The organism is Shewanella sp. 10N.286.52.B9, from assembly GCF_002873635.1.
Lineage (GTDB): Bacteria > Pseudomonadota > Gammaproteobacteria > Enterobacterales > Shewanellaceae > Shewanella.
Map to the genome: position 1 here is coordinate 1 of NZ_MCTY01000175.1, position 14,375 is coordinate 14,375.

A 14,375-nucleotide genomic window follows, 5' to 3' on the forward strand; every position below is an offset into this window, starting at 1 on the left:
GAGATAATAGCTATCTCACTCGCTGCTGTAAAGCATAAATTTAAGATTCTTTACTGTTTGCTTAAGTTAGCATCAATCTGCGCTGTTTTTATTAGCGTGAAGTGCGATGCTAGCAGGATCTGGCTTTATGAAGTTATTTGTTACTGAAGCCCAACTATCATGCTTTGACAATAAATAGCCTAAGTAAGCAACAACAGCACTCAATACGATACCTAAACCGATAGTCACTTCATTATATTGTACGAACATCGCGACAATACTTGATGCGCCGAACGCCATACCAATCTGAAGGAAGTTTTGTAAACCTGCAGCTTTGGTGGCATTTTTACTGAACTGCTGTAAGGCATTGTTGACGACCAAAGGATAAGTCGCACCGTTAGCTGCAGCAAGTAATGAGAAGGTTACCAATAGCGGATAAATTGATTCCATTGGGATTACCAAAGTCGCTATTGCAATGGTTGCAACACAGAAGAAAAACAGTCCCAATAAATAATTAAGCGCCTGTGTGGTACCGAATTTTTTAACAAGTACTTTGCTCATGTAACCACCTACGATAAACATGATGGTTTGTGGAATAAAGCTCAAGCCAATGGCTTTAGCTTCATAACCAAATTTAATCATTACACTTGGCCATACCGTTAAATAACTAAAGAATGCTGCAGACAATGCACCAAATATAACCACGTTACCTAAAAACCGGGTGTTTTTTAAGATGGTTTTATAGCTGATATTATCTTCTGGTTCTGCTTGTTTGTTCTCTGGTGCAACTAACAGCTTGGTCATAACGATAAGCAAAACCGCAAGTATTGCTAAAGTAATGAAAACTGCTCTCCAGCCAAATGTATCAACAATTGATGCACCAATGAGAGGTGCAACAGCAGGTGATAGCGCAACTAAAGGCATGATGTTTGAAAACACTTTTTGCGCTTTTTCAGCATCATATTTTTCAACGACAATAGCTTGCCAAATTACACCAGCACTACAGGCACCTAACGCTTGGAAAAAACGTGCGATATTAAGCATAATAATCGAGTTACTGGCGACAATTAAGGCGCTGGCTGCTGCAAAGATAACTAAACCAATTATTAAGGCTTTTTGTTTGCCTACTTTTTCAACTAATGGACCATAAAGTAATTGGCCGATAGCTAAACCCGCTAAGAAAGTCGTTAATGAAAAAGCGACGTTGTTTAAGCTGGTATCAAATGAGTCAGCTATGTTTTGAAATGCAGGTAAATACATGTCGGTGGCAATAAAGCCCAGCATACTTAACAGTGCTAAGTAGCCTAATAAAATAAAGTACTGCACATTGGCAGAGGTAGATGATGCTTTTTTCATAAAAAAAGTGTCCGAAAGTGGCTTAATTAAAAATCAGCGTGCAGTCTAATCACTTGCAAAAGCAATGTGAAACGTTTAGTTTTGATGACTGCATTCATAAATTTTCACAGCAAAGGACAGCAAGCTATGCTTTCAGAACAAGCATTGGAAATGATCGACATTGTCGCTCGCTTAGGTAGTTTCACGGCAGCAGCCAATCAATTACACAAAGTTCCTTCAGCAGTCAGTTATGCCGTAAAACAAATCGAAGATGAACTTGGTGTCATTTTGTTTGAAAGGCATCATCGCAGTGTCAGCTTAACGGACCCCGGTAAACATTTTGTCGCCCACGCAAGAGAGCTATTAGGTGACATGAATGACCTAAAGCGTAGCACTCAACGTGTCGCTAATGGCTGGCAACCGACTCTATCTATCGCTTTAGACAATATTGTCCGCGCTGATCGTATTAGTGTACTAATTGCAGACTTTTATCGTCACTTTGACGATGTTGAACTCATCATCCGTATTGAGGTGTTTAATGGGGTCTGGGAAGCATTAGCAACAGGTCGCAGTGACATCGCCATAGGTGCAACCACAGCTATCCCTGTGGGCGGCGTATATCAGTATAAAGATATGCGCGAGATTCAATGGTCGTTTTTAGTCAGTCGTAACCACCCTCTAGCAGAAATTGATCGCCCATTAACAGACGATGAATTACGCATCTATCCCTCTATTTGTTTAGAAGATACTTCAAGGGAAATACCCAAACGCACAACTTGGTTGCTGGCCAATCAGCGGCGATTAGTGGTACCAGACTGGATAAGAGCGTTCAATTGTTTCCGTGATGGCTCAGGTATCGGCTATATGCCTAGAAACCTTGCAAAACCCTTTATCGACTCTGGGGTATTAATTGAAAAAACCTTAGAACATCCAAGAAATGCAAGCCCTTGCTGTTTAGCGTGGAATCAAGAAAAGATGTCACCTGCACTTGAGTGGGTTTTAGAATACTTAGGTGATACCGATAAGTTACATCAAGAGTGGCTCGCATAACCACAAAGCCAGCATCTTGATGACATTATTAACAAGTTGTAATGATAATTTAATGTTCAGTTCAGCTTTCTTAGTAAAAATGTTGTTTAGGACAATTTTTTATATGAACATGTGTCATTAAATAATAGTTAACATGACAGTGACACTTATATACCTTTAAGCTGTGTTAAAGCTAAGGTATTATAAATCTAAATAATTTAATAAATATCTTTTGTAGTGACTCTATTGCGTCATTACAGTTTTTTTCGAGTCTATGGAGACTGTTATGAATCAACAAACTTTATCGGGCCATCAAGCTACAACGATGGAAACCAATAAACTTATCAAAAATACCTACATGCTATTGTCGATGACGCTTGCCTTTGCCGCTGTAATGGCTGGTGTAGCAATGATGATGAACATTGGCCCTTTCATGTCAATCGGACTATCACTTGGTAGTATCGTGGTGATGATGGTGACCCTGAAAAAAGCAGACAATGCTTCAGGGCTTGCATGGATTTTTGCCTTTACGGGTATGCAAGGTGCATCATTAGGATACATTTTAAACCACTACGCAGGTTTAGCTAACGGCCCTGAACTTATTATGCAAGCGTTTGGCTTAACCTCAGTTATCTTCATTTCTTTATCAGCTTATGCAATTAGCACTAAGAAAGATTTCAACTTCATGGGCGGCTTCCTTTTTGCTGGTCTGATTGTGGTTATAGGCGCATCACTGATCAACATGTTTGTTGGTAACAGTGTTGCATTTATGGCTATTCAAGCTGCTGTAGCAATGTTGATGGTAGGCTTAATCCTTTATGATACAAGCCGTATTGTAAATGGTGGCGAAACTAACTATATCCGTGCAACGATTTCGTTGTTCTTAAACTTCATCAACCTATTCATGGCGCTATTACACTTGATGGGCATGGGTAATGATGACTAGGCGTTAAGTTACTTGATTATTCATTTGGTTCTGACCTTGTGATTAATCGGCTTACTACGCTAAAATGGCTCCCTTACAGGAGCCATTTTTTATTGTTATGAATAAATTTATTATCCAAGTTAATGGCACGGTTTATGGCTCAACAGCGAGCTTTAGAGCGCTGCGCTTTACGACAAGTGTATTGTCATTAGGCCATCAAGTTACGCGTATTTTCTTTTATCAAGACGGCGTGACTAATAGTAGCCAATTAATCTGTCCTGCCTCTGATGAATATGACTTGCACCAAGCATGGAAAAACTTGGCAACTGAACACAATATTCAGTTGATAAATTGTGTGTCAGCAGCGCTGCGCCGCGGTGTGTTGTCACAGCAAGATGCCATCGAAAACACTAAATCACAGTTCAATTCTAGCGCCCCATTTGAAATGGGTGGTTTAGGTGAGCTGGTCACAGGTATTGAAACATCAGATCGATTAGTGTGCTTTTAATGCTGATTTTAAATTGCTTGGCAAGGTAACCACATGAAGCAAATTTGCGTTATTTTCAGACAAAGCCCATTGGGCAATAGTTCCAGCCGTGAAGGCTTAGACTTTGCGTTACTCAGTGCCAGTTTTGAGCAACAAGTTAGCGTGGTTTTTACTGATGAAGCTGTGCTGCACCTGCTAGCTGATCAGCAACCTGAATTAGTCGGCAGTAAAGATTACCTGTCGACGTTTAAAGCACTCAATATTTATGATATTGAAACCGTTTTAGTGTGTGAGCAGTCAGCAAAACAATTTGGCATCACTGAAGACAAGTTTAATTTTGAGGCGCTATTAGCTGATAGCAACGCCATTAAGCAATTATTAGCACAAAGTCATGAAGTGGTGGTTTACTAATGATTTTACATCACATTCAAACCTCAGCCACCACTGACAACGCGCTAAATTGCTGCTTACGTTATATCGCTAGTGAAGACAGTATCATCCTTGCTGACGATGCGATTAATTGCTTATTACAAAGCCATTGGCAGCAAAAATTGCTAGATATACAGATTTATATATTATCTGAAGATATACAAGCTCGAGGCTTAACAGCACTTTTACCTAGCAGCGCTAATATCTCAATTATTGATTATGACCAGCTTGTACTGGCTACATTGAAACACACGAAGGTGATTACTTGGTAAATTCAATTGAATTTAATGGGCAACAAATAGAAGTTGATGCTCAAGGTTATTTAAAAAACGTTGCTGATTGGCAACCTGATATGGCAATTATTTTGGCTGCAGGTGAAGATATAGTATTAACCGAGCAACATTGGGAAGTGGTTAATTTTGTACGTAACTTTTATCTTGAATACAAGACAAGCCCTGCTATCCGCGTGCTAGTGAAAGCCATAGGTCAGACGTTAGGGCCTGATAAAGGTAATTCAAAATACCTGTATACCCTCTTTCCTATTGGCCCGGCTAAACAGGCGACAAAAATCGCAGGCTTACCAAAACCCGCTAAGTGCCTTTAACTATCATGTAAGCAGACTTGCTAAATTTACGGCATAAAAAAACCAAACATGATGTTTGGTTTTTTTTATGCTCAGATAACGCGTAAACGCTAGCGAAGACTTAGCCTATTTTTTCTAGCCCGCGCATATACGGACGTAATACGTCAGGCACGGTAATAGAACCATCAGCATTTTGGTAGTTTTCAAGGATAGCAACTACTGTACGACCAACAGCAAGACCAGAACCGTTTAAGGTATGAACCAAAGTTGGTTTCTTGTCATTAACACCACGGTAGCGCGCTTGCATACGACGCGCTTGGAAGTCTTTCATGTTTGAACAAGAAGAGATTTCGCGGTAAGTATTTTGCGCAGGTAACCACACTTCAAGGTCGTATGTTTTCGAAGCGCCAAAACCCATATCGCCAGTACATAAAATCATAGTACGATATGGAAGCCCTAGCCCTTCTAATACTTTTTCAGCATGACCCGTTAGTTCCTCTAACGCATTCATTGAATCTTCAGGCTTAACAATTTGAACAAGTTCAACTTTATCAAACTGATGCTGACGAATAAGGCCACGTGTATCACGGCCATAAGATCCAGCTTCACTACGGAAACATGAAGTTAGTGCAGTCATTTTAAGAGGCAAATTAGCTTCTTCAACGATAGTGTCACGCACCATATTGGTTAATGGTACTTCGGCTGTCGGAATTAAGCTTAAGCCTTGACCTTCTTCTGTTGCTGGTTTGGTGTGAAATAAATCTTCACCAAACTTAGGTAGCTGACCAGTACCTAATAAACTTTCTTCATTCACTAATAACGGTACATACATTTCTGAGTAACCGTGGTTTTCTGTGTGAAGATCTAGCATGTACTGTCCAACTGCGCGGTTTAGACGCGCGATTTGGCCTTTCATTACAATGAAGCGAGAGCCTGTAATTTTTACTGCACTCTTAAAATCCAATCCATCTAAGTTTTCGCCAAGATCTAAATGATCTTTAACTTCAAAATCAAACTTAGTTGGCTCGCCCCAAGTGCGGACTTCAACGTTATCATTTTCATCAGCACCTGCTGGTACTGCATCATCTGGTAAGTTAGGCATGCTCATAGCAATAGCATTTAACTCAGCTAATAGTTCAGCTAGTTCAGATTTTTTCGCATCCAGTTGAGTACCTAAGTCCCCTACTTTAGCCATGATTTCACTGACATCTTCACCACGACCCTTTGCTTGACCAATGGACTTAGAAATTGCATTTCGGGATGCTTGCAATTCTTCTGTGGCCACTTGTAGCGACTTACGCTTTTCTTCTAAAGCGGTAAGGCGGCTAATATCAAGGATAAACCCACGCTTAGCTAACAGCTCAGCGGTGACTTCAAGTTCGTTACGCAAAAATTTTGGATCTAACATGTTTTATATTCTTAATAGTTAAATGCGAGAAAAAACTAGCTGCTGACCGACATATACCATGAAAATACACAGTACAACGTTCAACAACACGTTGAGAATAGCTTTTGCAAAAAGACCTTCTTGCATTAGCAATAATGTTTCATTGGAAAAAGTAGAAAAAGTCGTTAAGGCGCCTAACAATCCAACACCTATCATGGCTTTTAATTCAGGACTTAACTGGCTGGCTTGACCAATGGCATAAACCACACCCATCAAAAATGATCCCAATACATTTACCAACAGTGTACCAAAAGGGAAACTGCTTCCAAATAGCTGAAGCATGAAAATTGAGATTAGATAACGAAAAACAGCCCCAATTGAACCACCAAGGGCCACAAACATGATATTGCTCATGCTAATCATAGCGCTTTACCTCACTGGTTCGGTCTAGTTCTGCTAAATGGGCAAGTTTGTCTTTGATTCTTTTTTCAAAGCCGCGCTCGGTTGGATAATACAATTGGCTATCTTTTATTGACTCAGGGAAGTAATTCTCCCCATTTGCGTAGGCACCTGGTTCATCATGAGCATAGCGATACCCTGCCCCTAAACCCATATTTTTCATCAATTGAGTCGGTGCGTTACGTAAGTGATCTGGCACTGATTCATGCCCTGTTTCGCTTGCAAGCATTCTTGCTGCTTTAAAGGCGGTGTAAACCGCATTACTTTTTGGCGCACTGGCCAAGTAAACAATCGCTTGGGCGATAGCACGCTCACCTTCAGCAGGACCAACGCGGTGATAACAATCCCAAGCATTAAGCGCAATATTCATTGCAGTAGGATCGGCGTTCCCAACATCTTCAGAGGCAATGGCTAATAGTCTACGTGCTACATAGAGAGGATCGCCGCCGCCTTCAAGTATTCGACAATACCAATACAAAGCAGCATCAGGAGCTGAGCCTCTCACGGACTTATGCACCGCAGAAATCAAATCATAAAATTGATCGCCATTTTTATCATAAGCGGCCATTTGATGCCCAGCGACTTGCGTCAGCATCTCTTGAGTAAATTCACCGTTATCAGCAACCAAGTCACTCATTAACTCGAGTAAATTTAATGCTTTGCGCGCATCACCATCACTAATTGAAGCTAACTGCTGCATTACTGTTTCAGGAATAGTAAAACCACGTTTACCAAAACCACGCTCAGTATCCATTAATGCTTGATTGATAATCGCGGCAATATCATCGCCATCTAAGCGATTGATTAAATAAACTCTGGCACGAGACAATAAGGCGTTATTGAGCTCAAAAGATGGGTTTTCAGTGGTCGCGCCAACAAAAATAACAGTACCGTCTTCGATAAAAGGTAAAAACGCATCTTGTTGGCTTTTATTAAATCTATGGACTTCGTCCACAAACAATAATGTACGCTGACCCCGGCTCTGTGCTACCGCTTTAGCTTGCTCAATGGCGGCGCGAATTTCTTTAACCCCTGAGGTAACCGCCGAAATGCGCTCTACATGGGCATTGACATAATGCGCCACCAATTCAGCTAAGGTGGTTTTACCTGTGCCAGGAGGGCCCCATAACAACATAGAGTGAGCTCGATTGGCCTCAAGTGCTTGGCGCAATGGTTGACCTTTACCGAGTAAATGCTGCTGCCCAACATACTCACTTATATCCCTTGGGCGCATTCTCGCGGCTAAAGGACGAAAGTCTGGGGCAAAATCGAAACCTAAAGTAGACACTATAACCTACTGAACTAGGCTTGAACGTTGATCGTCAATATCAACGTTTGCTGGTACGGTAAATTCGAATAAGCCGTTTTCGTCTGCCGCAACCTTGGTTTGATTTGATAACGTGAACTGACTGTAATTGCCTTGCTCATCTAACAAATTAAAATCAGTAAGCTCTGCCTCATTGAAACACACAGTGACAGTCACCACACTTGAATCATCCGCTGTGGGCTTAATGGAATAACAAGCTTTACCTGACTCTGGCTGAATTTGTTCAACACGATATTGAGACCAGGTAGTTTCATCACGGTGCACCAGCAACGCCATTGGCGACGCGTCGATAGCATCAGCAAAATCCATGACTGAAACTTCTTCAGCAAAAGGGTTATAAATCCATAAATCTTTACCGTCAGCCACAATGAGCGACTCATCAGGCTCAGTTAAATGCCAGTAAAATTTGTTTGGATAAGCAAGGGCAAATACCCCTTTACCTGACTGAATGACTTTATTGTTTATATCGGTAACTTGCTGGGTAAAATCAGCTTTTAATGAATCGGCTTTGGCTAAGCGATCACGCAATTGAGCTGATTCATCAGCTAACGCGTTGCCTGACAATAATAATGCTAAGGCTGTAACAACAGCAAAACGCTTGTTCATATAAATTCCTAATACTGTATTGCTAATTCTTAGCGATAAACTTTTAAGGCTAGTGGCTATGCTTTTTGTCACTAAGGCTTTTTCTTTATAAGGTTGATTATTAATGGCTTCATTATAACGGTTTATTTGGCCAAACTGGCTATAAGCGCAGTGATTGTTATGTTCGGTCCGAGGTTAGTTTCTCGGTGGCGGAGGAGCTAAAACCTCACGATTACCATTATGACCTTGTGTACTGACAATCCCCTGGGTTTCCATCATTTCGATAATCCGCGCCGCGCGGTTATAACCAATTTTAAACTTACGCTGCACACTTGAAATTGAACCTCTGCGGGTTTCAGTGACAAACGCAACCGCTTCATCATATAACTGATCAGTATCATCATCAGATTCTGCAGCTTCACCAGGCAGCAATACTTGCTCACCTTCACTGACGCCATTAAGGATTTCTTCAATATAACGTGGCTTACCACGAGCATGCCAGTCTGCAACGACTTTATGGACTTCATGATCGTCAATGAAAGCACCATGGACACGAATAGGTACGCTGGTACCTGGTGGCAAGTACAGCATATCACCCATACCGAGTAGTGTTTCTGCGCCTTGCTGATCTAAAATGGTTCTAGAGTCAATTCTTGATGACACTTGAAAAGCGATACGTGTTGGCACGTTTGCTTTAATCAAACCAGTAATGACATCCACTGAAGGTCTTTGGGTGGCTAAGATTAAGTGTATACCCGCTGCACGGGCCTTTTGCGCAATACGGGCAATCAGCTCTTCAACCTTTTTACCGACAATCATAATCATGTCAGCAAATTCATCGACCACTACCACAATAGAGGGTAATTTTTCTAACTCAGGGGCCTGTTCATCCATACTTTCAGATGACTTCCATAATGGGTCAACTATCGGTTCACCTGCTTCTATGGCTGATTTAATTTTAGCGTTATAACCTTTTAAATTACGTACGCCAAGCGCTGACATTAACTTGTAACGTCGCTCCATTTCACCAACACACCAACGTAGTGCATTAGCCGCTTCTTTCATATCGGTGACGACTTCACATAACAAATGTGGAATACCGCCATATACGGAAAGCTCCAACATTTTCGGATCAATCATGATAAAGCGCACATCATCAGGACCAGACTTATACAAGATACTGGTGATCATCACGTTGACGCCAACTGACTTACCCGAACCTGTAGTACCGGCAACTAATAAATGCGGCATTTTACCTAAATCAACCACCACGGGATCGCCAGCAATATCTTGTCCCAGCACCATGGATAAATCAGATTTACTTTCTTCAAAGGTTTTAGAGTCTAAAACATCGCGCATAAATACCGTTTCACGGAATTTATTAGGCAATTCAAGACCCACAAAGGCTTTACCTGGAATAACCTCAACAACGCGGACACTTTCTGCTAACAATGAACGGGCTAAATCTTTCGACAAATTAGTGATTTTTGAGGCTTTGACACCAGGGGCTAATTCAAGTTCAAATCGAGTCACCACAGGGCCTGGGAATACCCCAACAACATTAGCGACAATATTAAAGTCAGCCAGCTTAGTTTCAACCAACCTCGCGACAATATCTAGTTCTTCTTTGGTAATTGGGTTTTCTTTTCTATCAGGTACATCTAATAAGGTGATACTTGGCAGTGGCGGCATTTCAACTTTAGTTTGGCCATAAACTATTTGGGGTTCTTGGCCTGGCAACACCACAATTCCTTCAACAATACGCGCTTGCTCAACAGCTTTTGTAGTGGCAGGGTTTGGCTGCGAGGTCGCTGTTGCACCTGTGCTATTAGCTTGACTGAATGCTTCACCTAACGAGTCGCTATGACTAACATGAGCCTCAGACTGTTCACTTAAATGATGATTCGCTTGTGTGAAATCAGCTGCGGGGGCATCCCCTGATGCGATCCAAGCTGGGGTTAAATTATCATCGTCTTGGTGATCATTGCTGGCGTTTAATTTGGGTTCAAGTCTACCATTATGTGGCGTTAATTTAGCCTCATGGTCTATTTCAGCGCCAAAGCTTGGCTCTACATCTTGCTCTAAGTCACCTGCCAAATTAGTTTCTTCTTTGTCGCGACTGGGTTTCACTTTCGATTTAATACGGCTGAAAAGAGAGGGTTTTTCTTCTAATTCATCAGTTTCTATTGCTGCAGTAACTTCAGCCTCATTATGCGGCATACTAGTGAGATCAATTGCTGCAGCATCAAGCTCAGCTTTGTCATGCTTTACGTTGCCAGCATCGTCACCACGGTCCTGTTTAAATTTATCAACGACAGACATAAAGCCGCGGGTATCTTCGGTTTCGTTACTAGCTGATAAATAACTTGGGATACTAATGATCTTTTTAACACACCAAATAGTGGCTAGACCTGTACTTTCAATAACGGTTAGCCAGCTTATACCGGTAGTTAAAGTAAAGCCTGCGCCGATAAAACATAGCAGTAATAAAGTTGTTCCAAGGTTATTAAAGTAAGGCATCATTGCTTGGCTGATCACATCCCCTGCCACTCCGCCAGCAGAAAATACATACATGTCATCGGCATTCATACTCGCTAACGCTGCCAATGCAAATACCACCAGTAAAAAACCGATAATCCTTAAACCGACAGAAAAATAGTCGATTTCAAACAGCTTGTGAGTACGATTAAAAATGAACCAGCCAGAAGCAGCAATAATTATTGGTATGAGATAGGCTATGAAGCCGAAAAAATAAAATAGAACATCTGCTGTCCATGCGCCAACTGCGCCAGTTAGATTACTGATTTCACCTTGGAAATGCGACTGGCTCCAGCCGGGATCATTAGGATCGAAGCTGCTAAGTGCAATAAGAATATAAGTTGCAGTCATGCAACAAATGATCAACCCACCTTCCAAAAGACGCTGAAGGCCACTAAGTGTTTGAAGACTATTTCCCTGAGACAAACGAAAACACCCAAATAAGATTTAAAAAGAATGATAACAATAACAGAATATCAATGTGTATGCAGTGATTATGCAACGCGCGGATGCCAAGCTCAACCTAATGTTTTCAGATAGATGACTGTAGAAGATAAATAATTTTAATCTGGCTTAAGTTGGTTACTTTTAAGCCTAAGATTAAGCTTGCTGTAAATTTTTGGTAAAAAAATAAAGGGCAGTGCCCTTTATTTTTATTGGTTATTAAATTTAGTAAGTATCAGCTAATAAATTTAAGGCAACTTTATTAGTTTGCTTAACTTCTTCCATAACCACATAAGTACGAGTATCAGAAACTGATGGTAACTTAAGTAATGTCTCACCTAACAAACGACGATAAGCTGACATATCTGATACGCGGGTTTTTAGTAGGTAATCAAAATCGCCAGAAACCAAATGACATTCTTGAATATCATCTAACAACTGAACGGCTTTGTTAAAGCGTTCAAAAATATCAGGGGTATCTCGAGTTAAGGTGATTTCCACAAATACAAGTAACGATGCACCTAAGTAATGAGGATTAACTAATGCAGTGTAGCCATTAATGTATCCTTGTTTCTCAAGACGTTTAACTCGTTCTAAACATGGTGTTGGACTCAGGCCAACACGCTTAGATAACTCCACATTTGATATGCGACCATCAATCTGAAGTTCGTTGAGGATATTACGGTCAATCCGATCTAAATCTTTCACAGAATTTTTCTTATTATTTGCCATATTATTAACCTTGCTTTAGCACAAAAACAACATATTCATCTTTTAATGTGTAAAGTTTAGCAGCATAAACTGCGTCAGGGGCACTATACTAGACTTCCCTGAAATAAGCACGTTCAGGTCATCGAATATAATAACTACTGGCTCGTAAAAACGAGTAAAAATCAATTAGAGGCTCAAAATGATTATTGGTATCCCTACTGAAATCAAAAACCATGAATACCGTGTTGGTATGGTTCCTTCAAGCGTTCGTGAATTAACAATTAAAGGTCATGATGTATTTGTTCAATCAGATGCAGGTATTGGCATTGGATTTACTAACCAAGATTATATTGATGCCGGTGCAGAAATCTTAGCAACCGCAGCTGAAGTGTTTGCTCAATCAGATATGATAGTGAAGGTTAAAGAGCCACAAGCTATTGAGCGCGCCATGCTGCGTGAAGACCAAATTCTATTCACTTATTTACACCTTGCACCAGACTTACCACAGACTGAAGATTTGATAAAAAGTAAGGCTGTTTGTATCGCCTATGAAACCGTAACAGATGACCGTGGTGGCCTTCCTTTATTAGCGCCAATGTCAGAAGTTGCTGGGCGTATGTCGATTCAAGCAGGCGCGCGTGCACTTGAAAAATCACTAGGCGGCCGCGGTATGTTACTGGGCGGTGTTCCAGGTGTTGAACCAGCCAAAGTAGTTATTATTGGCGGCGGCATGGTCGGTACTAATGCTGCACAAATGGCTGTAGGCATGGGCGCTGACGTGGTTGTGCTTGATCGTAGCATCGATGCTCTACGTCGTTTAAATGTACAATTTGGTTCTGCAGTTAAAGCCATTTACTCTACTGCTGATGCCATTGAACGCCACGTATTAGAAGCAGACTTAGTCATTGGTGGTGTACTGGTTCCTGGCGCTGCTGCGCCAAAACTTGTGACCCGCGATATGATTAGCCGTATGAAGCCTGGCAGCGCAATTGTTGATGTCGCAATTGACCAAGGTGGTTGTGTTGAAACATCTCATGCAACCACTCACCAAGAACCAACTTATATCGTTGATGATGTAGTTCATTATTGTGTTGCAAACATGCCTGGCGCTGTGGCTCGCACCTCTACTTTTGCATTAAACAATGCCACGCTGCCTTACATTATTAAGCTTGCAAACTTAGGTTATAAGTCTGCATTGCTTCAAGATAAGCACCTACTAAATGGCTTAAATGTCATCCACGGAAAGCTTGTTTGTAAAGAAGTTGCTGAAGCATTAGCACTTGAGTTTACCGAGCCAACAAGCCTGCTAAACTAATCAATATCTGATGGTTTAAGTACTAAAAAGCTGCTCAATGAGCAGCTTTTTTTATGGATTAAACAATTATGCAACAATTTGTATCTTAAGCTGTTTACAAGCAATATCCATCCAGAATCGTTCACTTTATCAGCACCACTGAGCAAGCACTTTGCTAACTTAATAAAATGCGCAATTTTAGTTAGCGTTTATTAATTAAAACCAGTGAGCACCTCAAGCCAACACTCAGCAAGGGTTACAGTAATTACAATGGCTAATATGAGTCATTTTAGTCATACTTTATGCTTACAGTTCATTATCCTACTACAATGTTTAAAATTAGTGCTTTCTACTGTTGGTCAAATCGCTGAAATTCACTACAATTCATCATCAAAATAGCGATTAAAAGCAGACTTATATGTGGTACCAAAAACAAATATCATTAAAGCCAAAAGCTCGTGGCTTTCATTTAATTACTGAAGAGGTATTAACTCAATTACCCGAATTAGCAAGGTTTGATATTGGCTTAGTGCACATATTGCTGCAACACACCTCAGCTTCCATTACTGTAAACGAAAATGCAGATCCAACTGTTCGGCAAGACTTTGAAGCATACTTTAATAATGTGGCGCCAGAGAATGAACCATATTACATCCACACTTATGAAGGCAGTGACGATATGCCAGCCCATTTAAAATCAAGTTTACTGGGCTGTGAATTAACCCTACCCATCACCCATGGTCAATTAGCATTAGGAATGTGGCAAGGGCTGTATTTAGGTGAACATCGCAATCATGGCGGCAGCAGAAAACTACTTGTCACAATACAAGGAGAGTAGTTTTACTGTATTACTATTGCTGAAT

General features: G+C 40.9%; 15 protein-coding genes. 8 read left to right on the top strand and 7 right to left on the bottom strand.

Features of this window, described 5'->3' with window-relative positions; all coding sequences use genetic code 11:
- Window positions 1-72: 72 nt before the first annotated feature.
- Window positions 73-1,335, bottom strand: coding sequence for a purine nucleoside transporter PunC (gene punC, locus BCU91_RS11960; RefSeq protein WP_102531543.1), 1,263 nt, complete (start codon window positions 1,333-1,335; stop codon window positions 73-75).
- A gap of 126 nt (window positions 1,336-1,461) precedes the next feature.
- On the opposite strand from punC, the gene punR reads away from it, so the two are divergent.
- The 6 genes from punR to BCU91_RS11990 all read left to right on the top strand — a co-directional run bounded on the left by punR (window position 1,462) and on the right by BCU91_RS11990 (window position 4,788).
- Complete coding sequence (punR, locus tag BCU91_RS11965; RefSeq protein WP_102531544.1) at window positions 1,462-2,364, top strand: DNA-binding transcriptional activator PunR; 903 nt, start codon at window positions 1,462-1,464, stop codon at window positions 2,362-2,364.
- Between the two features lie 265 nt (window positions 2,365-2,629).
- The gene (locus BCU91_RS11970; RefSeq protein WP_102437401.1) at window positions 2,630-3,289 is read left to right on the top strand and encodes a Bax inhibitor-1/YccA family protein; all 660 of its coding nucleotides are present in this window, start codon (window positions 2,630-2,632) and stop codon (window positions 3,287-3,289) included.
- A gap of 97 nt (window positions 3,290-3,386) precedes the next feature.
- On the top strand, window positions 3,387-3,776 hold the full coding sequence (gene tusD, locus BCU91_RS11975; RefSeq protein WP_102437399.1) for a sulfurtransferase complex subunit TusD: 390 nt from the start codon (window positions 3,387-3,389) through the stop codon (window positions 3,774-3,776).
- A gap of 33 nt (window positions 3,777-3,809) precedes the next feature.
- Entirely contained in the window at window positions 3,810-4,166 is a 357-nt protein-coding gene (tusC, locus tag BCU91_RS11980) for a sulfurtransferase complex subunit TusC (protein ID WP_102531545.1), read from the top strand.
- Window positions 4,166-4,456 carry a sulfurtransferase complex subunit TusB gene (tusB, locus tag BCU91_RS11985; RefSeq protein ID WP_102531546.1) on the top strand — a complete coding sequence of 97 codons (291 nt, stop codon included), beginning with the start codon at window positions 4,166-4,168 and terminating at the stop codon, window positions 4,454-4,456. Before tusC ends, tusB begins: the two co-directional genes overlap by 1 nt.
- Entirely contained in the window at window positions 4,450-4,788 is a 339-nt protein-coding gene (locus BCU91_RS11990) for a TusE/DsrC/DsvC family sulfur relay protein (RefSeq protein ID WP_102531547.1), read from the top strand. Before tusB ends, BCU91_RS11990 begins: the two co-directional genes overlap by 7 nt.
- Window positions 4,789-4,888: 100 nt before the next feature.
- On the opposite strand, the gene serS is transcribed toward BCU91_RS11990, so the two are convergent.
- From serS to lrp, 6 genes are all read right to left on the bottom strand, one after another.
- Window positions 4,889-6,175 (bottom strand): serine--tRNA ligase, encoded by a 1,287-nt coding sequence (serS, locus tag BCU91_RS11995; protein WP_102531548.1) that lies wholly within the window; start codon window positions 6,173-6,175, stop codon window positions 4,889-4,891.
- A gap of 18 nt (window positions 6,176-6,193) precedes the next feature.
- On the bottom strand, window positions 6,194-6,568 hold the full coding sequence (gene crcB, locus BCU91_RS12000; protein WP_076537957.1) for a fluoride efflux transporter CrcB: 375 nt from the start codon (window positions 6,566-6,568) through the stop codon (window positions 6,194-6,196).
- A 1-nt stretch (window position 6,569) separates the two neighbouring features.
- Window positions 6,570-7,901: a replication-associated recombination protein A gene (locus BCU91_RS12005; RefSeq protein WP_102531549.1), complete on the bottom strand. Its 1,332-nt coding sequence runs from the start codon at window positions 7,899-7,901 to the stop codon at window positions 6,570-6,572.
- Window positions 7,902-7,907: 6 nt separating this feature from the next.
- A complete protein-coding gene (gene lolA / locus BCU91_RS12010) occupies window positions 7,908-8,546 on the bottom strand; it encodes an outer membrane lipoprotein chaperone LolA (RefSeq protein WP_102531550.1) in 639 nt (212 codons plus the stop codon).
- A 174-nt stretch (window positions 8,547-8,720) separates the two neighbouring features.
- Complete coding sequence (locus tag BCU91_RS12015) at window positions 8,721-11,489, bottom strand: DNA translocase FtsK 4TM domain-containing protein (RefSeq protein WP_102531551.1); 2,769 nt, start codon at window positions 11,487-11,489, stop codon at window positions 8,721-8,723.
- Between the two features lie 243 nt (window positions 11,490-11,732).
- Window positions 11,733-12,239 carry a leucine-responsive transcriptional regulator Lrp gene (gene lrp / locus BCU91_RS12020; protein WP_076537850.1) on the bottom strand — a complete coding sequence of 169 codons (507 nt, stop codon included), beginning with the start codon at window positions 12,237-12,239 and terminating at the stop codon, window positions 11,733-11,735.
- 178 nt (window positions 12,240-12,417) lie between these two features.
- Here lrp and ald point away from each other — a divergent pair, with 178 nt between their 5' ends.
- Both ald and BCU91_RS12030 read left to right on the top strand, forming a co-directional pair.
- Window positions 12,418-13,533, top strand: coding sequence for an alanine dehydrogenase (gene ald, locus BCU91_RS12025; RefSeq protein ID WP_102476645.1), 1,116 nt, complete (start codon window positions 12,418-12,420; stop codon window positions 13,531-13,533).
- Window positions 13,534-13,930: 397 nt separating this feature from the next.
- Window positions 13,931-14,350, top strand: coding sequence for a secondary thiamine-phosphate synthase enzyme YjbQ (locus BCU91_RS12030; RefSeq protein WP_102519571.1), 420 nt, complete (start codon window positions 13,931-13,933; stop codon window positions 14,348-14,350).
- Window positions 14,351-14,375: the final 25 nt, after the last annotated feature.

Coding starts and splice junctions, on each gene's coding strand:
- punC (WP_102531543.1), bottom strand. CDS start 1,335: ATGAAAAAAGCATCATCTACCTCTGCCAATGTGCAGTACTTTATTTTA.
- punR (WP_102531544.1), top strand. CDS start 1,462: ATGCTTTCAGAACAAGCATTGGAAATGATCGACATTGTCGCTCGCTTA.
- BCU91_RS11970 (WP_102437401.1), top strand. CDS start 2,630: ATGAATCAACAAACTTTATCGGGCCATCAAGCTACAACGATGGAAACC.
- tusD (WP_102437399.1), top strand. CDS start 3,387: ATGAATAAATTTATTATCCAAGTTAATGGCACGGTTTATGGCTCAACA.
- tusC (WP_102531545.1), top strand. CDS start 3,810: ATGAAGCAAATTTGCGTTATTTTCAGACAAAGCCCATTGGGCAATAGT.
- tusB (WP_102531546.1), top strand. CDS start 4,166: ATGATTTTACATCACATTCAAACCTCAGCCACCACTGACAACGCGCTA.
- serS (WP_102531548.1), bottom strand. CDS start 6,175: ATGTTAGATCCAAAATTTTTGCGTAACGAACTTGAAGTCACCGCTGAG.
- crcB (WP_076537957.1), bottom strand. CDS start 6,568: ATGAGCAATATCATGTTTGTGGCCCTTGGTGGTTCAATTGGGGCTGTT.
- lolA (WP_102531550.1), bottom strand. CDS start 8,546: ATGAACAAGCGTTTTGCTGTTGTTACAGCCTTAGCATTATTATTGTCA.
- lrp (WP_076537850.1), bottom strand. CDS start 12,239: ATGGCAAATAATAAGAAAAATTCTGTGAAAGATTTAGATCGGATTGAC.
- ald (WP_102476645.1), top strand. CDS start 12,418: ATGATTATTGGTATCCCTACTGAAATCAAAAACCATGAATACCGTGTT.
- BCU91_RS12030 (WP_102519571.1), top strand. CDS start 13,931: ATGTGGTACCAAAAACAAATATCATTAAAGCCAAAAGCTCGTGGCTTT.